This is a genomic window from Bdellovibrio sp. HCB209 (genome assembly GCF_047306065.1).
Lineage (GTDB): Bacteria > Bdellovibrionota > Bdellovibrionia > Bdellovibrionales > Bdellovibrionaceae > Bdellovibrio.
In genome coordinates this window covers 1,194,983-1,216,098 of record NZ_CP178618.1, presented here as the reverse complement: position 1 = coordinate 1,216,098, position 21,116 = coordinate 1,194,983, and the positions used below count along the sequence as shown (strand labels likewise).

Genomic DNA, 21,116 nt, shown 5'->3' with positions numbered 1-21,116 from the left:
AACAAATCTAAGTCCAGAATAGTACAAACTTTGGAGTGTTAAGTCTTTGCAAACTTCTTCACGAAATTTGTCAAAGCATAGACCACGGCACTTCCCGCAAATGCAGCAGCACCAAGGCCTCCACCGATTCCTTTTGCTAACGGAATCAGGAAAGTAAAGACTAAACCAAAAATAATACTAGCGAGTAGCACCCGTCTCCACCCGAGGCGTGACTTATCGGTCATGCCCACAAAGGTTGCCCCGAAAAACGCCGCCCTCAGGGCTCCATCTAAATTAATATCAAGAAGACTTAACAGAATCACAAATATCAATGTCGGCAAAGCCGAAGCTCGAATCGTCGCCCAATGCCATTTATGAATCAGGTGATAAGTGATCTGCGCACTGACCATGGAAACCAGCAAAACACCCAGCAACGTTAACGTCATGCCATCACCTTCAATGCCAAACCCAGAAGTGATGAAATAAAAGCGATCAAGCCAAGTCTGCCGCCCATACCTTTAAAATAGCGAAGCATCGCAAAATAAATCAGACTGCCAATCGCTGAGACCAAAAGGATTTCCCAAAAACCTTGCTCGGTGACCTTTGAACCCATAGCCACAAAGGCGCCCATATAAATATTGGCGTGAATATGGTTGCTTTCGATTCGTTTGGTTTCAGGAATAAAAGTTCCCAGCAATCCGGTTAAGGCCGCCGAGGTGACAACGTCCATGCCCCACTTTGCTTGAAAGTAAAAGCACACCATGCAACCAATTAGAAAAGTGATGAACTTAAAAAGCCACAATTCAAAATAACGGAGAGGCTTTTGCAATCGACTATTCATTGTACTTTTTGTTAGACCCTTTTGCAGTTTCGACTGGATACTTGGCCGCATTCTTAGCCAGTTTACGTTCCAACGCCATTCCTAGGTCAATTTGATTCATCTGTGCAAAGCGAAGTACAAAGAAAAACACATCGGCCAGTTCATCTGACACTTTTTCTTTGAATTCTGGAGAACTCATTTTTTCTTGGATCTGCGCTTCCGACTTAAAGCGGAAAAGATCCAAAAGCTCATTGGACTCTGTCGACATCCCAATCGCCAAATCTTTGGGAGGATGAAACTGATCCCAGTCGCGCTCCTCGCAAAAAGTTTGAATCGTCTTAATCATTTTGGAAATAGAATCTTGTGACATCTATTTCTTCTTTGCTTTGGGTTTAGGTTTTGCGTTTACTTTAGGTTTATCAGCAACCTTTGCTTTTACTCTTTGGTTCCACAAAGGTTTAGCTTTCAGGGCTTTGTGATAAATTTCGCAGTTTTTATCGTGAGCGCCGGGCAAATAGCCCGCACTTAGTAAAAACTCATTCACGATCTCGCCGCCAGTGAACTTGAAGGTCTTTTTGAAAAGCTTAACCCATTCCTCTTTCGTCAGCGGATGATTGTGAGCCAGCCATTTTTCAAAGGAGCCAAACTCTTTTTGAATCACTAAGATGGATTTCGCGTTTTCAATCGCCGCATTGATTTTAAGACGATTGCGAATCACGCCAGGATCTTTCATCAAACGCGCACGATCGGCTGCTTTGTAGGCCGCAACTTTTTTGATATTGAAGTTATGATACGCTTTACGGAATGAGTCCTGCTTTTTTAGAATCGTTTCCCAACTCAGTCCCGCTTGATTGATCTCTAAAATCAAACGACAGAACAACTCATCATCGTCATGAATCGGAAAACCATAGGCTTTATCATGATAGGGTTTATGAATTGCTTTCTTTTCATCAGACATGTGGACGATGGCACGGCAGTACGACATAGAAACCTCAGATGTTCGTCATGCTATCAATTTTGTGCACTTTTACAATGCTAAAAGCAGAAAACTCCCGCTACACTGATCATAGCAACAGGAGCTTTTATGGCAGCACAACTTGAGATGGGTTTAGATACTTTTGGCGACGTGACAAATGATTTGAATGGCAAGGCCCTGCCCCAAGCTCAAGTGATTCGAAATGTAATTGCTGAAGGCGTGCTTGCTGATCAATTGGGTTTGGATTTTTTTGGCGTCGGCGAACATCACCGTGATGATTTTGCGGTTTCTGCTCCCGAAACAGTTCTTGCTGCCATCGCAGCACAAACTAAAAAAATTCGTCTGGGATCTGCGGTTACTGTTTTAAGTTCTGATGATCCTATCCGTGTCTTTCAAAGATTTTCAACGATTGATGCTATTTCAAACGGTCGCGCCGAAGTGATCATGGGTCGTGGATCTTTCATCGAGTCCTTCCCACTTTTTGGATTTGATTTGGAACAGTACGAAGAGTTGTTCGAAGAAAAGTTGGATCTATTTGCACAGATTTTAAAAGGCAATCCCGTGAACTGGTCTGGCAACACGCGAGTTCCAGTAGCGAATCAAAGTGTCTATCCTCAACCAGAACACGAAAGAATCAAAACTTGGATTGGCGTTGGAGGCACTCCGAAATCAGTCATCCGTGCTGCACATTATGGTTTCCCATTGATGCTGGCAATTATTGGTGGCGATCCGAAAGGATTTAAACCTTTCGTCGATCTTTACTATAAAGCCTTGTCGCAATCCAATCAGCGCACTCAGCCTATCGGTGTTCACTCCCCTGGCTTCGTTGCTAAGACTGACGAAGAAGCCAAAGAAACCATCTGGCCACATTATCGTACGATGATGAATCGCATTGGTCGTGATCGCGGTTGGCCACCAATCACCAAAGAACAATTCGAAGCGCAAATCGGGCCTGAGGGATCTTTGTATGTGGGCTCACCCGAAACAGTTGCTAATAAAATTGCGGCAACAGTTTCGCATTTGGGAGTATCACGCTTTGATTTAAAGTACAGCTTAGGCACTCTTCCCCACGAAGACTTGATGAAATGTATCGAGCTTTACGCAACGAAAGTTGTTCCTCTTGTCAGAGAAAAAGTGGCCACTAAATAAGGCCACTTTCCCCTCGTAAATTTCTGATTTAACAAAAGATAAAATCGATTTCTCGGTTGAAATATTCGCCGAGATTCCATGTGTTTCTCGAGAGTAAATTAAGGAAACACTGACCATAAGTTCGTGAGTTCCCTGAGACTCGTTTGGCCTATGTCTAGAGTTTGTCCCGAATTGGGAATCTGAGAAAGATTTGCTTAACGACACGAACTCAACTGCTATCCTTGAGGTCAGCGTTCAGTTATCTTGGGGGATGAAGTGAACAAATCAATCTTCGCTAAATTAGGGCGATATGGGGTTAAGCCATATCTCGTGTTCACAGCAGCAACCATCACCATCTTTGCTTTCCAAAACTGTGGTGAGGGTTTTACGGTTATCAGCAATCTACAAAGTATTGCTGGCACCAACCAACCTGAATACATCAACGAATCTACGGAGTTCGCGCAAGGTCGCGATCTTTATAATCAGAACTGCGCTGGTTGCCATGGAACTTTTGAAAACAGTGCGGTTTCAGGTAAATCACTGATCGACATTAAAACAGCTATCGGCAACGTGCCACAGATGTTTGCGTTCCAAGCTTTGTCTGAACAACAATTGCAGTTAATTGCTCTTGCACTTAATCCAGGAACTCCAGGGACTGTGACGCCTACTCCATCACCATCACCTACTGCGACAGTAAGTCCGTCGCCAAGTGCATCGCCGTCGCCGTCTCCATCACCTTCGCCTTCTCCGACAGTATCACCAACGGTTTCTCCGACGGTCACGCCATCGCCCACACCGACGGTATCTCCTTCGCCATCACCGTCTCCGTCTCCAACTCCAACGGTTACGCCGTCACCGACGCCGTCTATTCCTGCTAATACATTCGCTTGCCAACCAGGTGAAGACCCAGGGGTCAGCAATTTGCGCCGCTTGAGTCGTCGTGAATACTTACAAACATTGAAATCTCTTGCATATGGCAAAGTGAATATCGATAGCTTGCAATCAGATATCGATAACTTACCAGCGGATGTTGTGAGTGGTGTTTTCGATTCCACTGATATGACTGTGTCTGCGGCACACGTCGAGGCTTACTTAACTCTAGGTAAAAAAGTTGCGAACTTATTCGCAACAAGTTCCACTTGGAGAACTTCTGCGACGAATAGCTGTAACAGCTCAAGCGGCATGACAGATGCGTGCTGGACAGGATTCTTTAGCACATTTGCTCGCCAAGCTTTCCGTCGCCCTCTTACTACGGCTGAACAACAGGTTTATAAGGACCTTTATAACTCTGAGTTTGGCGGCAATATCAATGACGGTTTAACTGTTGCGGTTATGGCTATCCTCCAATCTCCGAATTTCATCTATAAAGTAGAATTGAACGGAACTCCTGTGAATGGTCGCGAGGATCTGGTTAAACTTACCGACTATGAATTGGCTGCTCGTATCGCGTTCTTGGCAACGGGCCGTGGCCCTGATGCGACATTGATGAAAGAAGCTGCCGACGGAAAACTTGCAACGGCTGACGGTTATAAAACAGTCGTAAACCGCGTTTTTGCAACGGCCGAATCCAAAGAGCACATCGTTGAGTTCTATAACCAATGGCTCGGTATCAACCGCATGCCTTCGTCAAATCACTCAACTTGGTTCCTTGGAAATGTTCCAAGAGCTTCGATCCAACCAGAAGCTATGCAAGAGATGAGAGACTTCACGAACTACTACACTTACTCTGTGGCTGGTACTTATCGTGATCTTATGACTTCACCGGCGAGCTTCACGCAAGGCCAAGCTTTGACTTTAATTTACGGTGCCGCAAAAGGTGTAGCCTTGTCTGCTGAAGAGCGCCCAGGCCTTATGAGCCGTGTTGGATTTATGTTCAGCCCGACTGATAACTCAAGCTTGGTTCACCGTGGTCTAGTGATGCGCAGAAATATTCTGTGTGATTCAATCCCACTTCCAACTATCGGACCAGACGAGAAAGATCTGTTTGCGCCACCAGTACCAGATCCAACGCAATCACAACGTCAGCAAATCGAAACACGTACTTCACCTGTGCGTTGCCAAGCATGTCACTCCCTGATCAACCCGATGGGTTTTGTGATGGAAAACTACAATGCCTTTGGTAAATACCGCACAGTCGAAAGTATTTTCGATGCAAACGGTAACATTTTGGCAAATCACCCAGTGAATGCCCGTGTGAAACCAAATATTGAATCTGCAAACGACCCAGAAGTTGTTGGTCTAAAGGAAATGGCGACAGCCATTGGTAACTCTTCTCGCGGTCCGGCTTGTATGGTGAAACAATGGGGTACTTATACGATCGGTCGTGCCATCACGAACGCGGATAACTGCTCGATGAATACAAGCTTCTCACAACTGACTGACCCAACTAAGGCCAGCTCGAGTGGTGACCAACCAGGAACTATTTTGAACATGTTTAAATCCCCTGCGTTTGATGCGAACTTCCGTTTGCGTAAACGCGGGTCTCTGTAAGAGGTTCGTATGCATTGGAATAAGTTATCGCGTCGTCAGTTTTTAAGAGGTACAGGCGGTCTTGCACTTGCCTTGCCTTTTCTGCCTTCCATGCTTCCTGAAGCCCAAGCTCAAACCGGGCCGAACATTAAGAAGCGCTTTATCGCAATTCATAATGGTCACTGCCAAGCCGTTGAGCAATGGCTGCCCGATCCTGCAAAATTCACTTGGACTGAAAAAGATGCGAACTCCCGCGAGGTCGCTCTGTCTGCAATTCCTGGGGCGATGTCTCCAGTTTTAGGAACTCAATTCGACAGCCTTCGTTCTAAATTGACGCTTTTGTCACGCTTAGATCCTTTGTCGAAAACTCCGAATCACAATGCCGAGTGTATGCTGACTGGTGGCGTGGTGTCTGAGGCGACCAGCAGTATTGACCAAATGATTTCCAAATTCTTATATGGCGGCTCCCCTTTGAATCTGTATGTGAAATCCGTGGATGACGGAAATTACAACGGGGCTTCTCATGTGAGTGTCTTAAACAAAGCCTATGTTCCTGGTCAATTCAATCCGTCTTCGGTTTTCTCGAGCATGTTTGGCACAGGCACTACGCCGACAACTCCAAATGCGGCTGATAAGCTCACTCGCCGTGATATCTTGGTGGTTGATAAGGTTTACGCTGAATACGTAAACCTAAGATCGAATAAACGTTTATCTAAAGACGATCTAGCCCGCGTGGAACAACACATGGCGATGATCAATGACCTTCAGAAAAAACTAAACGCCAACGTTCAGGCTCCTCCGGCAATGACTTGTACGAATCCAACGGGTCCTTCAAGTTCTCCGGTCAAATCATCGAACCCTGCCGATTACCAAGTGGTGATCGACCAGATGTTTGATGTGATCGAAGTTGGCGTTAAGTGCGGTAAAATTCAAACAGCAACATTGATGATGCACGTTTACGACTACTTCAGTGGTTCGGTAAACTTCGTGCCAGGTGTGACAGGTTCTGTGCGCTTCCATGAGGACGTGAATCACGCCGGTACGGATGAACTTCGTTTGATGAAGCTTGCGATGATGACGTTCTTTGCAAATCGTGTTTCTAGATTCCTAACTCGCATGGATACTGTTGAGGATACTTCGACGGGTTCAACTTACTTGGATAATTCATTGATCCTATGGGGTAATGACCAAGGGACGACTAAGAATACGAATGCACATAACTCCGTAAACAATCCAGTTCTGCTTGCAGGCAGTGCCGGTGGTTACATTAAAACAGGTCGTCATATTGATTACGGTCCATCTTATGGTACTAAGCGCCGCCCTATCGGTGGTGATGAAGGCGACTACAAACGTGGTCGTCCGTACAATCAGTTGTTGATCACAATCATGCAAGCCATGGGCATGCAGCCTGCTGACTATGAGGCTGGCAGCACGCAGGGCTTCGGTGTGTATGGGACTTTGTTGTCGAGCTATGATTACCTGGGCGGCAATCACCGCCGCGAGATCTTACCGCTGATTCGCGGTTAACATTTAGCATTTTCAACTGCGGGTTTAGAACATAAACCCCGCTCTTACTTCATCCACCGATTGATCATAGTTCACTAACGTTTCCGCATAGCCATGATAGTATTGCAGATAAAATGCCGGAACGACTTTGAGGCCACCTAAGTGAAAGTTAAAACTCAGCTGATAACCACCCTTATCAAACTCAGTCCCCCACTTGCCTCCGGGATTGACGTTCACGACCGCCTCTAATTGATCAAAGATCGAATCAAACAGCTGAATAAATTTAAACTCTAACTCCCACGGCCCGATGTAATCATTCACGTCGCGATTGGTTTCATCCACACTCCAAATATATTTGGCCTTTGCCGAAGTTTGGATCACCCAGCTCTTAGATTCAAAGGCCCAATTCGCACGAATATAACTTTGATCATAGGAACGGGACTCATCCCCAGCTTTACCGTTGGAGTTATGCTCCCAAGCGCCATAGTCGATCGAACGAATCACGGGCTTGTCGTATTTAACGCGATAAAAGATTTCTGGGTTATAGGTCGCATCCAAGAAGGGCTTTGATTCCTCTTGCAGCTCCCAGAAGATAATTTGGCTGTAGGCAAAGTTTAAACCAAACTGATCAAACAGCGGCACTCGGAAACTAAACTGAAGCTTGGCAGTGGGATCACCATACGCAAAATAAATTGGCTTGTAGTACAAGATACGCAGTTGCTCTTGCTTATCCAGTACCGTGATTTTGCGCGATTGATTAATTAAGGCATTCTTTCCTTGAGTCTCCACCTCGGGAGCCCCTGCGGAGGTTTGCGCGTGTAGACTGGCCGACCATAAAAATAAAATGCATAAGATATACTTCATGAGGTCGCCCTATTTCACTGGCAAGACAACGGGCTGATCGACGGGAGTGGTTGCATCCACAGGTTTATTCGGATTGTAGAGCAATGGATAAACGACTACGGTGATGCCGAAAATAACGAAGATGATAAGAGCGACTGTTGCTATTGATTTTCGATTCCACATGATAATTTCTCCTTCAGCGAGTATGACGGCTTTTGGTAAAGCAAAGGACGTGCAAAGCTTGAAAGTGATTTAAAACAAATAGGCGCATGGCTGGCACAGGAGGACTCCCAATACTCCCCAATCGGTGTCGCAAAATTCCCCACCCAAGCGGATCTTCAAAAGATTCTTTTTCGATAAATTAAGCCATTTATTGCCTTTTCGGCTCAATTTCTGATACCTTGGGCAAGGCCCTTGCGGGGCTTCTTTTTTTGGAGCAAAACTGTTTTCAAGACACTCACCCTCAAAAAGGAGGACTCTATGAAAGCATTTTTCTCTTGGTTGTTTACGATAGGTACCTCTGAAGTCCAAATGGCTTTATTGGAAAAAGAATTCGGTCAGGATTTTCTAAACTGGAGAGATTAGTTCAATGGATATTCAAATTCAAAAGATCAAAGCCGTTCTTAAAGACCAACTTAAGAAACGTAAAATGACTTACGAAGACCTGGCCGAGGAAATGGAAGTTTCCGTTCCTACCATCAAACGCTGGATGGGCGACCATGACTTGGGCTTAAACGATCTTTTCAGAATTTGCGACATCCTGGATTTGAATCTTTCTGACTTGCATGCGTTGACTGCAACAGTAAGCTCCAGCAAATCACCAAATCGCCTGACCGACGAACAGCAAAAGTTCTTGGTTAAAAATATGAACTACCTGGCGTTCTTTCTGCAAATTCATGAAGGCAAAACTCCGCAAGAAATTGCCGAACGCTACAAGCTCACTAAACTTTCTGTCGATAAATATCTGCTTCGCTTAGAAAAACTAGAAATGATCAAGGTCACTGGTAAGCTTCGCGTGAAGTCTGCTTTTGATGCTCAGGTAAATTTCGGTGACGGGGTTTTGGCGAAAACTTATTACAAGCGCTGGATTGATGGCACGGGCGAGTTTTTCACCAGCGTGATTTCAGATGCGATTACTAATGAGGCCTCCATCGACGCCAAAACGCGCGATCACAAAAGTCATGCAACTTATTCGATTCAAACAGTAAAGCTGACGAAGGAAAGCTATCAAAAATGGGCCACTGAAAACGCGGCAGCCATTATGCAATTAAGCGCCATCGGTAAGATCGAAGAAAAGGCCTACAAAGAAGACGAACTTTTCACAGCGGTGATTCTGAACGCCCACGTGTCTCTTCGCCAAGACTCCAAATATTTAAAAATCGTCGATGAGTTCGCGGGTAAGATTGATAATATATAAAGTTGTCACGCTGCGCACCAATTAGTGCATTGTCTCTGCTATGTTGTTCGGCAGTTAAATTTCAGTTGTGTGTTAAAACCATTACATCATGGAAACTAAAGAAACGCTTCTTCACTTTTTCATTACTCCTGGGCAAACCTTTTAGTGTAGAAATTTGGCCACAAACAGAGGGGGTTTGTCTGTGAGTAAAGTTTTAATCATCGAAGATTCCAAAGATCTGTTAACGCTGTATGTACGTTACCTCAAAGAAATGGGTTGCCAAATCACTACAGCAACTTCGGCGCGACAAGCACTTCAATCTCTTACCGAAGACACTCCGGACCTCATCGTTATGGATCTTACTTTTCCGGATATGCCGACGATGGATTTCTATATGGAACTTTCGGCAAATCCACATTTCGATTCAATCAAAAAAATTCTCGTCAGTGGACGAGATGATTTACAAACTTGGATGGATGTTTTCAATACCGCTCAAGGACTGCGTAAGCCGGTTCAAAAAAACGATATTGTGAAAGCGGTGTCAGCAGAACTGAATCAACACTAAGGGGGCAACCAAGTGCCACACAGTGCAAATCACACAACTCAGGGATGGATTGTCGGAGTTGGCGCCTCGGCTGGGGGCCTTGAAGCTATTTCTGCATTCGTATCCTCGTTTACCGAAGGCTTTGAAGGCTCGATTATTATAGCTCAGCATCTTTCTCCTCACGCGAAAAGCATGCTGACAGAATTAGTGGGAAAACACTCTACGCTGCCTGTTACTGAAGCTTTTCATGACGAATCCTTAGCCCCAGGCAAAATCTATATCATTCCTCCCAATTGCGATGTGATCGTCGACAACGCCAAAATTCAACTGCAGCCGGTTGGTCCGGAAACCCGCCCCAAACCCTCAGTGGATACTTTCTTTAATTCATTGGCTAAAAATCATGCTCCAAAAATCGTGGGAATCATTTTGTCTGGAACTGGCACTGATGGTGCGGAAGGTATTCGCGCTATCCATGAAGCCGGTGGGATCACGATTGCTCAGGGAGATACTGCAAAATACGATGGCATGCCTCAAGCAGCCGTCGAAACATCTTGTATAGATTCAATCTTACAGCCCGCCGAAATGGCGGGGCAAATACAAGACTATATCTTACAACGCCAAAACCAAGGCAAAGATATCTTTGATTTGAAGGAAGTTCGGGAATGTTTAAAAATCCTTCACGAAAAAACCAGATCAGATTTTAGTCAGTACCGCCCCTCCACCATCGTTCGTCGACTTAAAAAGCGCATGAGTTTGTTACGTATCCAAACTTTGCAAGAGTATCTTCCCGTACTGCAAGAAAGTCCCAACGAAGCCTTGCAGCTTTCGCAAGATTTGCTAATCAGCGTGACTTCTTTTTTCCGCGATAAAGAAGCTTTTGACTCTTTAAAAAAGTATATCGGGGAAATCGTCTTTAATAAAAAACAGCCCGCGGAATTCAGAGCCTGGGTGGCAGGCTGTGCTACCGGCGAAGAAGCTTATTCACTAGCGATGATGATCTTAGATGCCCAAGAGCGTATGGATCTTTCATTCCCAGTGAAAATTTTTGCAACCGATCTGGATTACGAAGCCTTGCTGGAAGCCAGAAATGGTATCTATAAGCAGAACGAGGTCGCAAATATTCCCGCAGACTTTTTACAGCGCTATTTCATTCCTCGCGATGGTGAAAAGTACGAAGTCACAAAAAAACTGAGAGACATCGTCCTTTTTGCCCGCCAGGATATGATCCACAATCCCCCTTTTGTAAAATTAGATCTGGTTTCCTGCCGAAATGTTTTGATTTACTTTGAGCCCGACTTACAGAAGAAAATGTTCGATATTTTCCATTACTCACTCCTGCCTGGGGGCACCCTGTTCCTCGGAAAATCTGAGTCTCTAGGGACAGCTGGCGGCATGTTTGAAACTTTGGATAAAAAAAACAAAGTCTTTAGGAAACTCAACGTACCTTCGGTAATTCACTCATCGACTCGACAGGCACAAGCCTATTCCTTCGGGGATCTTGTCGTTAAAAAGAGACCCACGGAGCCTAGTTTACTTGAAAAAGGCATGGTTCGTCTTTTAAAGGACTATCATCACTCAGCAGTGATCGTGGACATAGACTCAAACATCATACAGGTGATTGGTGATGTTTCCCAATTTGTGGGATTTTCAAATACATCGTCTGATTTTCGGTTAGTAAATCTTTTGCCGAAAGAAGTCAGCTTAGAGCTGCCAATTCTGCTTCGCAAGTGCCGAGGCAACACTGATATCCATCGCAGCCAAATCTATAAGGAAAAAAACAATTCTAAGAACTCGTTCCGGATGGTTGCGCGCACTCTCACCAACGGCTCAGATGCAGAATACTTCTTAATCGACTTCGAATCCGTCAAACTTCGCAAGAGCGTTGGACAGATTCCCGTCATTAACACTGACAACTCCCAAAGAGTCTTAGAAATCGAACAAGAGCTTTACTCTACCCGCGAGCACTTGCAAACTGTCATTGAGGAACTTGGCGTTGCTAACGAGGAACTACAAGCCCTGAATGAAGAGCTTAGTTCCACCAACGAAGAACTGCAAAGTGCGAATGAAGAGTTAGAAACGACTAACGAAGAACTCCAAAGTAGCAACGAAGAACTTGTTACCGTCAACGAGGAAGTCGTGGGCAAGTCTCATGAGCTTAAAGATCTTAATATAAATCTTTTGAATGTTCAGGAGAGCATCGATTCGGGACTGATCGTCGTTGATCGTCAGCGTCGAATTATCAGGTTTAATAAACAAGCCCGCGAAATCTTCCGTATTTCGACCTCTGATATGGGGAAAGATGTCACCACCCTCTCCACGAACCTTGAACTTCCTAACTTCGTGTCTGTTTTGGATAATGCCATCCAAAAAGAACAAAAGTCGGAATCTTTCTGCGAAAGTCACCAAAAGATCTACCAGCTACGCTGTCAGCCTTTCAAAGATGAGAGCGGACAAGTTTGGGGAGCGATCTTGCTGTTTGTCGACACCACAGATCTTATTCGCACCAGCGAAAAGCTGGAAGTTCGAGAACAACAAATCCGATCTATAGTCGAAGGTTTTTCTAACCCTATCACCGTCAAAGATCACTTTGGTAAATACATTCTGGCCAACCAGGCGTTTAAAGAGTTTTTTGATTTGCAGTCTCAAGAAGTCATTGGAAAAACAGACCGCGAACTTTTTCCTGACAACATCGCTACAATGCTCCGGGATACTGATTTAGAAGTTATGCTTTCTGGCCGAGCAGCCAAAAAAGAAGAAATCTATCAAAAAAATGATCAAGATCATGTCTTCTTGATCAATCGTTTTCCTCTGTTTGATCATGCCAGACCTTATGCGGTTTGTATGATCTGCACGGATGTGACAGTTCAGAAAAATGCGTTGCGAGAACTCAGCGAAAGCGAATCGCGTTATAAAGCTATCATTGAAGATCAGGCCGTATTGGTATGTCGACATCTTCCAAATGGCCGATTGGTTTTCGTGAATACAGTTTTTGCGACGCAGTTCGGCGGCACACCACAAAGTCATGTCGGCCATTTTTTCCATGAATATTTAAACATTCAGGATCAGACAAAAATTAAAGCAGAGCTTCTGAAAATGAGCCCTGATAATCCCGTGGGTCAGACAGAAGTGCGCATCTATCGTGAAGACAACTCTTTACGTTGGATTCGTTGGTTCCACCGTGGAATTTTCGACTCCGCTAATCAGCTCCAAGAAATACAAAGCGTCGGCTTCGATGTGACGGACTATCGTATGCGAGCCGATCGCCATCTTGAAAACGAGACGCTCTTTACCACGATATTTAGCAACACAACCGATGTTATCGTGATTCTTCGTCGTACAGAGAACGATTTCGTCATTGAGTATCTGAATGAAGCAGGCTCCAAACTTTTAGAAAAACGTCCGGGTGAATTAGTCGGTCGCAAACTTCGTGATGTGCGAACTCCAGCAAGAGCAGAAGAACTCATCGAACGCTACAACGAAATCCTGGATAAGAACATTTCGTACAATTTAGATGAACATTGGAACGTGCCAGGTGTGGATGTTCACATGTCGAGCATGCATTTGCCAATTCCTGACGCTAAAGGAGTTCTTACACGCGTCGCGCTCGTGTCTAAAGACATTTCTGCGTACAAATCGATTGAGCGTGATCTCCGTGCAGCTAAAGAGACCGCTGAAGAAGCCAATGTCACGAAAAGTAATTTCCTAGCTTCGATGAGCCACGAGCTTAGAACTCCGCTAAATGTTGTTCTGGGTATGTCTCATTTACTGCAGGAAACTTCTCTTAATAATGAACAGTCGTCTTATCTGTCGAGTATTGAAAGATCTAGTAAGGCCCTTTTGTCATTGATTGAAGACATTTTGGATATTACTAAAATTGAAGCAGGGAAAATCACCTTGTCTCATCAGGCCTTCAATTTAGAAAATTTGACTCAAGAAACGGTCTCAATGTTTGCAATTCAATGCCAGGAAAAGGGTGTTGATCTTGACGTGGATATTACCAAAGAAGCGAATCGTCCCGTCATTGGCGATGCAGGTCGTTTACGTCAGGTCTTGGTCAATCTTTTGGGTAATGCTCTGAAGTTCACAGACCGAGGCCACATCCAACTGAGAGTCATCTCAACTGGCGACGTCCGAAATGGGGAAATGCGATTCCGATTTGAAGTGAAAGATTCAGGAATTGGTATTCGCAAAGAAGACCATTCAAAAATATTCCAACGTTTCTCGCAAGTAGAGTCCGGGCATTCGCGACGTTTTGGTGGTTCAGGGCTCGGTTTAGTTATCTCTCGCCAAATTGCACAGATGATGAATGGCGATATGGGTTTCACGAGTGAACAAGGTCAAGGCAGCACGTTTTGGTTTGAAGTGGCATTACAGCTTGGCACTCTGAACCAAATGGCAGAAGAACAAGAGCGTCAGCGCTTTTTAAGTCAGCCTCCTAATAACGAGGTTAAAGGTTTGAAAATTCTTGCCGTCGACGATAATGAAGAAAATCTTTATATCATCGATTTATTCTTAAAACGTTTGGGACATCACCCGACCACGGTCAGTTCGGGCAAGGAAGCCGTTCGCCAGATTGAGCAAAATAATTATCAGATTGTTCTGATGGATGTACAGATGCCAGAGCTTGATGGCTATGAAACCACGCATATGATCCGCAACTTAAAAAACGGAAAATCAGACGTAGTGATCATCGCCTTAACGGCTAACGCGATGTCAGGAGATGCCGACCGTTGCAAACAAGCGGGCATGGACGATTATGTCTCAAAACCGGTACGTATTGATATTCTTAAAAAAACCATCGCGAACTGGGCGCCAAGAAATGAGATCCAACAATGATTAACGACACCGAACTTAGTACCATGCTGGGGGATCTAGCAGAGTGTAACAACGAGCAGATTCATTTGTCTGGCGCAGTTCAAATTCACGGCTGCAGTTTATTTTTTACTTGGCCCGAAAAACGAATTATCGCCAGCTCTGCAAACGCGGCGGACTATTTAAATCTGGCAGAGAGTCAGGTACTTCAAGGACATCTTGGTTTCATTCTTGATTCTGAAACCCTAGCAAAGGTTGAACTATTTATTAAAACCGGACTTTTGAATCCAGGACGATACTTCAACACGGTTATCGACAGTCAGAAGTACGATCTTTATATCTTTGAAACAGAGGGCGTATATTGCCTAGAGTTTGAAAAGAACACACCGCAAACTCACCTGGAAGAACCGTTTCTAAAGGAATTTATTCTCCAGGATTTTATGTCTTCACTCAAGGATCTTCGAGAACTGCGCGAAACTGCAGACCTTACCTGCAAGTTCATTCGTAAAATGACTGGTATCGACCGAGTGATGATGTATAAGTTCATACCGCCAGCCTGGCATGGAGAAGTCATCGGAGAAGACCGCGTTTTAGGCAGTCACTCTTTTATGAATCATCGCTTCCCTTCATCTGACATTCCAAAGCCCGCTCGCGACCTTTACTTAAAAAATAAGGTCCGCTTAATTAGCGATTCCCAGGCTCCCATCTCTGCAATCCATCCGAATTTGAATCCGAAAACCCAGAAGAAATGGGATCTATCGGATTCTCGTCTGCGCTCAGTGGCCCCGATTCATCTTGAATATTTAAGGAATATGGGAGTGCAAGGCTCGATGTCATTTGCAGTTATTGTGAATGGAGAGCTTTGGGGGCTTATCGCTTGTCATCACATGAAGTCTTTCCATCTGTCGCAAGAGCTACGCGCAGCCTGCGCAGTGATTGCCGATGCATTTGCGGCGCATGCCTCGTTGATTGAGCTTTTTGAGGGGCAAACTGTAAAATCCGTTTTCGATGCAAGATTAAGAACACTTGTCGCCACAGTCATTCCCGTAAAAGACCCCATAGATGCCCTCTTCCGAGAGCACATGGCATTGATGGATATATTTTCTGCGACTGGCGTTGCACTATGTGGCGACAAGCGCTTCGACTTAGCTGGCATCACGCCTCCAAGTTCGATTCTTAAGGATTTAGCCAAAGATCTTCGAGACATTTTAAAGACCACTGAAAAAACATACGTAGCCGCAGATAGTATCGCCGCCATTTTGCCTAAGTACGCAGGAATTGTTCAGGTCGCGTGCGGTTTGCTTTGCGTTTCTCTTCAGGACGAAGAAAATTCGTTGTTAATCTTGTTCCGTCCGGAACTGGTCAAAGTGATCACGTGGGGCGGAAATCCCAATAAGAATCTTGAAAAAAAGAATTTTTCTGGTCGCATCAATCCACGATTCTCATTTGCTTCTTGGGAAGAGGTCATTCGCAACAAAAGTAAGCCTTGGGCTTCATATAAAATCGATGGCTTGCTATATTTAAAGCAAGTTGTGATCGACGTCGTTGTACAAAAAAACTTCGTTATCTCTCAACTGAGTTCTAAGCAATAGGAGTGAATGATGGCGAAACCGATGGTTATGCTTTTACTTAAAGACGGCACTCAAGATCTACACAATGAGATTGAAAAGCACATGCCGGTGTTTCGTCCTGATTTCAACTCACAGCAATACGCTGAAGTTCTACAAAAGATGCATCGCTTTTATGAAGGCTTCGAGAAAAAACTTGAAACGGCTTTAAGCACGCACGGTTTGTCCGACATGTACAAAGACCGTTTTAAAACTCCACGCATCGAATCAGATCTAAAGTCCCTTGGAACACCTACAAAATCCCAACCTGCACCGTCTCACCTGCCAGTTCTTGACTCAGTCCCGGCAATTGCTGGAGCACTCTATGTGATAGAGGGTTCTTCCCTTGGTGGGCAAATCATCACGAAACATCTCAAAGAGAAACTGAATATGACACCTGAGCAAACTCAGTTTTTCGGCGGCTATGGGGAGTTGACTGGTAAACGCTGGCAGGAATTCCAGAAATGGATGGGAGAGCTTGATATGAACGAACAGAACGCCAAATTGGCGGTAAGCTCTGCCCGCGAAACCTTCAGCTCGTTGATGGAGTGTCTGAAGTAATCTCAATTTGAGACGAAGAATTTTAGTTTTTCGTACAAGTTTTTATCAAATAAACCTTTGGTCTAGGTGATCTCCTACCGATAAGTCTAGTAGCTGTTAGTAACTGGTAAGGAAATCTAAAATGAACAAACGAATCGCTTTAGGCATTGTGACTCTGACGATCCTTGGTTCTTTTCTCTCCCTAGCTCCTCTATCTTCTGAGGAATTTAAAATCGGCCCTGCTGAAAAGGTCGCTTTTAAAACTGAGGGTGCCTGCATGTCACGAATCTTAGATAAAGCCCCGCGCATCGCCGCGAAACAAGGCTGCCGCCTGGGATAAAAGAAAAGGGACCTTAACGGTCCCTTTTTTATTTCTAGAATTCTAGTGGTTTTGATTTTTCGGCCATCGCCTCTTCCACCCAGAATTGAACTCCGTGGTGCTCTTGGATGTTTTTCATGTACTGCTTGATCGACTTGTCGTTGATCTTAATACCGTAATTCACCAAACGGAAAACAACCGGTGCAAAGAACGCATCGGCGATACAGAAATCACCAAACAGGAACGGCCCTTCACTCACCTGCAAAGCATCCTTCCACATTTTTAGAATGCGTTTGATTTCCGCGCGAGTTCCGTCAGTGATATGACGAGCTGGAGTTGTGCGTTTTAAATCCATGCTGAAAGCCGTGCGAAGATTCGGAAACCCAGAGTGCATTTCTGCGGCATAGCTGCGCGCTAACGCTCTTGTACCCGCGTCTTCGGGCCAAAGCTGTGCTTGTGGCGAAAGTTCGTTTAAATATTCAGCGATCGCAAGTGAATCCCAGATCACGCGTTTGCCTTGTTTCAGAACTGGCACTTTGCCTGAGTCCGTGTACTTAGCGATACTTGCCGCAGTTTTTGGCTCATCCAATTTGATGTTGATCTCTTTGAATGGCAGACCCGATTGCACCGCGACCAACCATGCTCTCATCGACCAAGAAGAATAAGTTTTATCACCAATAATAAGATCGAAATATGGTTTGTCGCTGTGAACATGAAACGCCATTTAGGAAACTCCTTGTGAGTTAACGTTTTCTAACGGCTTGGTGCAAAAGTACACCAATTTAATTGGTATGTGAGTTGCATTTGTGAATACCTTGCCTGCAAGGAGTAGCTAAATGAAACCACTGAGTCTGTTTTTGAGTTTGATGCTGTCGTTCGGTACAGCGCCGTCTTTTGCCTCTCGCGTCACTTGTAACGCCCGCGATAATGGTTGGGAAGAACATTGGGGCGGCCATGGAAGTTGCGGCGAGTGCCAAGCAAAACATGGTGACTGCATTGAAACATGCAACTTGGAATACACAACTTGTACAGCTCAGGGAACTGACTATCTTGGAAATGCCATCAACGTTAAAGGTGCCGCCGATGATCGCTGGCAAGCAGAACAATCTGCTCTTAATCTTTGCCAACGCAACTTTGCAAACTGCCGCGTAGTCACTTGCGGCAATGAATCAGAAACAGTTTCTTCGCGCTGGTGCCCTAAACGCCCAGAGCCACCTAAACCTGCACCGAAACCTCCGGCTCCAGCTCCGAAACCACCGGCACCTGCGCCTAAGCCTCCCGCCCCAGCACCAAAGCCTCCGGCTCCGGCACCTAAACCGCCTGCGCCGGCACCGAAGCCAACACCAAAACCTCCGGCTCCAGCTCCGAAGCCACCGGCACCTGCACCGAAACCAAATCCTGGCCCGGGCCGTCCTACACCAGGCCCTGGTCATCCTGGTCCCGGTAAACCCGGCGGTCCCGGCCCTGGAAAACCAGGTGGCCCCGGCAAACCTGGTCCGCGCAGTATGAATTTGGAAATTTCTGAAACGATTCAATTGGAAGGAAAATAACAATGAACGCACTCTACTCTCTGTCGATTCTTACTTCGAGTGTTCTTGTTTCTACAATCGCATTTGCAAAACCAGTCACTGTGAAAGACTGGTCTTTAGATGACACTCAAAGTATTTGTGTGGCTTCAGTCACTCGCACTCTTGCGGGACAGTCTTACCGCTTTGAACTGAGCTATGATAAATCTGGAACATCCCCGGTTGAGGCGTGGGTTCGCGATGCTTCTGGTACTGCGAAAGCATTTCGTCTTTCCACAGAAGTGGCCCCTATCCAAAGTTTCGCCTTCATCCCTATGCAAGATGCAACGGGAGCCGTGTCCTTCTGGCAAGTGCCAACCGATACCACTTCTTTAGTTTCTTACATCAAACGCCAAACACGTTTGATGGTTCACGCACTGGTTCCGAATCAGCCATCAAAAGCTATCGACTTTTCATTGCGTGGTTCAAGTGACATCGTCGATGCATTGATCAAACAATGCGCGAATGGCAAAGCCTTGGTTCAAGCTGACTTTGAAAAGTCATTCGTCCCAGCTCAAGTAGCGACAATGGACCCACTAAAGTTTGACAAAGATAAATCCGCGGCACTACGTTCGCTTTATCAAGAGTCCGTTCGCGCTAACGATCAAAAGTCTGCTTACCAAAGACAGCTCGCAGCTTTGAACACGCAATACGCGAAACAAATCCAAGAGCTTGGCCAAGTAACTGGGTCCTTAGATCAATTGACGACTAAAGAGCTCGTGAACCTTCGCGCACAGAAAACAGCGCTTGAGCAAAAAATTGCTCAGTTGGATCAACAAATCCTGACTCAGAAGTCGTTGATTGATGCCAAAGAAGTTCAAGTGGCACAAGCGAACGCCGTTTACGATGAGGCGTGGAAAGTTTTGGCACCTCACGAGGCAGAACACCAACGCCTAGCGACTCTGGCGCAGAACTCAAAAAATGATTTGGCGAAATTCCAAAGTCAGCTTTCAAGCATTGATCAAAATATTCAAAGCAAGAACTCAGCCCTTAATGATGCACAAAATCAGGTCTCTTCTTTGAATCGTCAGCTGAGCCAACTCGATATCGATATTCAACGTGCTCGCCAAGACGCCAATGCTACGGATTCAATCTATCGCCGATTTGATTACAATCGCGAGCGTCGTGATCGTATCGACTGGCATCCTATTGCGCAGTATTGCCGCACTGGTGGCAGTGAACGTTGTGGTTCTTTGATGAACAAAGTGGATCAGTTTGCTCAAAGCGAAGTTTCTAATATTGATTCTCGTCTGAGCGCAAATGTTAATACGACTCGCAGTGTTTTGGATCAACAAACGAACTCCTACACTCGGGTTGCGAACCAAATTAACGACTACCAACGAAACGTGATCCCAAGCCTGCAAAATCAGATCTCTGATTTACGCAATCAGCGTCCTGCGATCGAGTCATCGGTATCCCGTGCTCGTGATGAGGTGACGAACAGAACTGCGGCTCTGCAGTCCTATGATCAAAGTGTTGGGTACGCGCAAAAGAAAGCGGACGTAACTGCTAAAGCGAATATCGTTGTTGGTTTCCAAAATGAACTTAAATCTTTGGAGCAAACACAAGCTGCGAACCAAGCACTGCGCACTCAATCGGTTACTAACTCTGCGGCTACGGACAAAAAGATCCAAGATGTGCTAGCTAAGATTCAAGCAACTCAAGGTCGCGAATCAGAGCTTAACAAACTTTTGGTTCCGTATTTTGCAGAGAAAAATAGAATTGAAGCAGGCATCACTGAGATGGCAAATGTGATCAACCAAAATAAAAATGCCTTCGCAGGAATTATCCTAAATTAGTGCACAGTTAAAAGTCGAACAAAGCCAGAAGCACTTATCTGGCTTTGTTTGCCTCTCCACAGAAGCGACCCTGTTCAAACTCACAGCCCTTCATGTATATTCAGCATTTCAAAAGAACCAGTCTTTCCGAATGATCCCCTGAGGTTTATCAAGTGAGTGTAACCTAAACCAAACAGGAGGACTCATATGTCATCACGCAGACAGCGGCAACAATCATCATCGAATTACAGGAATAACTCATCTTCAAGATCGCCATACGACTACGACGATAATAGAAGCCATGAGCACAGAATGAACAACGAGGACTATGTCAGCGATTATTATGCTGGCGGCAGCTCTCTTGGCCAAGACCGCTACGGCAATTCCTCTCGTAGACAAGAGACGGAACGTTACGGATCTTACAATCGCGATCATGAAAACCGTTACTTCGATGAAGACTACGAAGGCAACCGCGGATTCAACCGTGATTACAATATGAATTCAGATTATCAAAATCGCGGGCAACATCGCGGTGGCAATCGTTCGATGTACGACCAAGAACATCGTGCGTATGATCGCAACCAACCGCAAAGAATGAGCCGTGACTGGATGGAAGACCGCAACGACTACTACACACAAAGTCGCGACTATCAAACGCCTCGCCAAAATATGGGGCAATATCGTGATCGCGAACAATATCGCGATTACCAAAATAGAGAACGTCAAAATTACAGCGGAGACGAAAACTACAATCGCTCTGACTGGTATGATGAAGGATATCATCGCGGTACACCTCGCGGCAGAGGCGGCGGCCACTATCCTGATTACTATTAG

At 45.3% G+C, this 21,116-nt stretch carries 19 protein-coding genes; 12 read left to right on the top strand and 7 right to left on the bottom strand.

Translation table 11 applies throughout. The annotated features are described in order from the left end of the window. Positions 1-38 precede the first annotated feature (38 nt). From ACLVWP_RS05930 to ACLVWP_RS05915, 4 genes are read right to left on the bottom strand one after another with little or no spacing between them, the layout of a single operon-like run. Positions 39-425, bottom strand: coding sequence for a hypothetical protein (locus tag ACLVWP_RS05930; RefSeq protein WP_413560632.1), 387 nt, complete (start codon positions 423-425; stop codon positions 39-41). Further along, positions 422-820: a hypothetical protein gene (locus ACLVWP_RS05925; RefSeq protein WP_413560630.1), complete on the bottom strand. Its 399-nt coding sequence runs from the start codon at positions 818-820 to the stop codon at positions 422-424. Before ACLVWP_RS05925 ends, ACLVWP_RS05930 begins: the two co-directional genes overlap by 4 nt. Further along, on the bottom strand, positions 813-1,169 hold the full coding sequence (locus ACLVWP_RS05920; protein WP_413560629.1) for a nucleotide pyrophosphohydrolase: 357 nt from the start codon (positions 1,167-1,169) through the stop codon (positions 813-815). The genes ACLVWP_RS05925 and ACLVWP_RS05920 overlap by 8 nt, the downstream gene beginning before the upstream one ends. Then, positions 1,170-1,784, bottom strand: a complete 615-nt coding sequence (locus tag ACLVWP_RS05915; protein WP_413560627.1) for a DNA-3-methyladenine glycosylase I — start codon at positions 1,782-1,784, stop codon at positions 1,170-1,172. It lies immediately after the preceding gene. A gap of 99 nt (positions 1,785-1,883) precedes the next feature. Between ACLVWP_RS05915 and ACLVWP_RS05910 the strand changes: the two genes are divergently transcribed. The 3 genes from ACLVWP_RS05910 (at position 1,884) to ACLVWP_RS05900 (ending at position 6,899) form a co-directional block, all read left to right on the top strand. After that, a complete protein-coding gene (locus ACLVWP_RS05910; RefSeq protein ID WP_413560625.1) occupies positions 1,884-2,924 on the top strand; it encodes an LLM class flavin-dependent oxidoreductase in 1,041 nt (346 codons plus the stop codon). A 255-nt stretch (positions 2,925-3,179) separates the two neighbouring features. Further along, entirely contained in the window at positions 3,180-5,393 is a 2,214-nt protein-coding gene (locus ACLVWP_RS05905) for a DUF1588 domain-containing protein (RefSeq protein WP_413560623.1), read from the top strand. Between the two features lie 9 nt (positions 5,394-5,402). Then, the gene (locus ACLVWP_RS05900) at positions 5,403-6,899 is read left to right on the top strand and encodes a DUF1552 domain-containing protein (protein WP_413560621.1); all 1,497 of its coding nucleotides are present in this window, start codon (positions 5,403-5,405) and stop codon (positions 6,897-6,899) included. Between the two features lie 24 nt (positions 6,900-6,923). Here ACLVWP_RS05900 and ACLVWP_RS05895 read toward each other — a convergent pair whose 3' ends face one another. Together ACLVWP_RS05895 and ACLVWP_RS05890 are read right to left on the bottom strand one after the other, a co-directional pair. After that, positions 6,924-7,742, bottom strand: a complete 819-nt coding sequence (locus ACLVWP_RS05895; RefSeq protein ID WP_413560620.1) for a phospholipase A — start codon at positions 7,740-7,742, stop codon at positions 6,924-6,926. Between the two features lie 9 nt (positions 7,743-7,751). Further along, positions 7,752-7,904 carry a hypothetical protein gene (locus ACLVWP_RS05890; RefSeq protein ID WP_413560618.1) on the bottom strand — a complete coding sequence of 51 codons (153 nt, stop codon included), beginning with the start codon at positions 7,902-7,904 and terminating at the stop codon, positions 7,752-7,754. A gap of 406 nt (positions 7,905-8,310) precedes the next feature. On the opposite strand from ACLVWP_RS05890, the gene ACLVWP_RS05885 reads away from it, so the two are divergent. The 6 genes from ACLVWP_RS05885 (at position 8,311) to ACLVWP_RS05860 (ending at position 16,960) form a co-directional block, all read left to right on the top strand. Continuing rightward, a complete protein-coding gene (locus tag ACLVWP_RS05885) occupies positions 8,311-9,138 on the top strand; it encodes a helix-turn-helix domain-containing protein (protein ID WP_413560617.1) in 828 nt (275 codons plus the stop codon). Between the two features lie 181 nt (positions 9,139-9,319). Beyond that, positions 9,320-9,682 (top strand): two-component system response regulator, encoded by a 363-nt coding sequence (locus ACLVWP_RS05880; protein ID WP_413560615.1) that lies wholly within the window; start codon positions 9,320-9,322, stop codon positions 9,680-9,682. 12 nt (positions 9,683-9,694) lie between these two features. Beyond that, complete coding sequence (locus tag ACLVWP_RS05875) at positions 9,695-14,497, top strand: CheR family methyltransferase (RefSeq protein WP_413560613.1); 4,803 nt, start codon at positions 9,695-9,697, stop codon at positions 14,495-14,497. Further along, positions 14,494-16,065 (top strand): GAF domain-containing protein, encoded by a 1,572-nt coding sequence (locus ACLVWP_RS05870; protein ID WP_413560612.1) that lies wholly within the window; start codon positions 14,494-14,496, stop codon positions 16,063-16,065. The genes ACLVWP_RS05875 and ACLVWP_RS05870 overlap by 4 nt, the downstream gene beginning before the upstream one ends. 6 nt (positions 16,066-16,071) lie before the next feature. Then, positions 16,072-16,641, top strand: a complete 570-nt coding sequence (locus ACLVWP_RS05865) for a biliverdin-producing heme oxygenase (RefSeq protein ID WP_413560611.1) — start codon at positions 16,072-16,074, stop codon at positions 16,639-16,641. A 121-nt stretch (positions 16,642-16,762) separates the two neighbouring features. Then, positions 16,763-16,960, top strand: a complete 198-nt coding sequence (locus ACLVWP_RS05860; RefSeq protein WP_413560610.1) for a hypothetical protein — start codon at positions 16,763-16,765, stop codon at positions 16,958-16,960. A 34-nt stretch (positions 16,961-16,994) separates the two neighbouring features. Here ACLVWP_RS05860 and ACLVWP_RS05855 read toward each other — a convergent pair whose 3' ends face one another. Beyond that, the gene (locus tag ACLVWP_RS05855; protein WP_413560609.1) at positions 16,995-17,663 is read right to left on the bottom strand and encodes a glutathione S-transferase family protein; all 669 of its coding nucleotides are present in this window, start codon (positions 17,661-17,663) and stop codon (positions 16,995-16,997) included. Between the two features lie 112 nt (positions 17,664-17,775). Between ACLVWP_RS05855 and ACLVWP_RS05850 the strand changes: the two genes are divergently transcribed. The 3 genes from ACLVWP_RS05850 to ACLVWP_RS05840 all read left to right on the top strand — a co-directional run bounded on the left by ACLVWP_RS05850 (position 17,776) and on the right by ACLVWP_RS05840 (position 21,116). Further along, a complete protein-coding gene (locus ACLVWP_RS05850) occupies positions 17,776-18,489 on the top strand; it encodes a hypothetical protein (RefSeq protein ID WP_413560608.1) in 714 nt (237 codons plus the stop codon). A gap of 2 nt (positions 18,490-18,491) precedes the next feature. Further along, entirely contained in the window at positions 18,492-20,303 is a 1,812-nt protein-coding gene (locus ACLVWP_RS05845; protein WP_413560607.1) for a hypothetical protein, read from the top strand. Positions 20,304-20,489: 186 nt separating this feature from the next. Continuing rightward, a complete protein-coding gene (locus ACLVWP_RS05840; RefSeq protein WP_413560606.1) occupies positions 20,490-21,116 on the top strand; it encodes a hypothetical protein in 627 nt (208 codons plus the stop codon).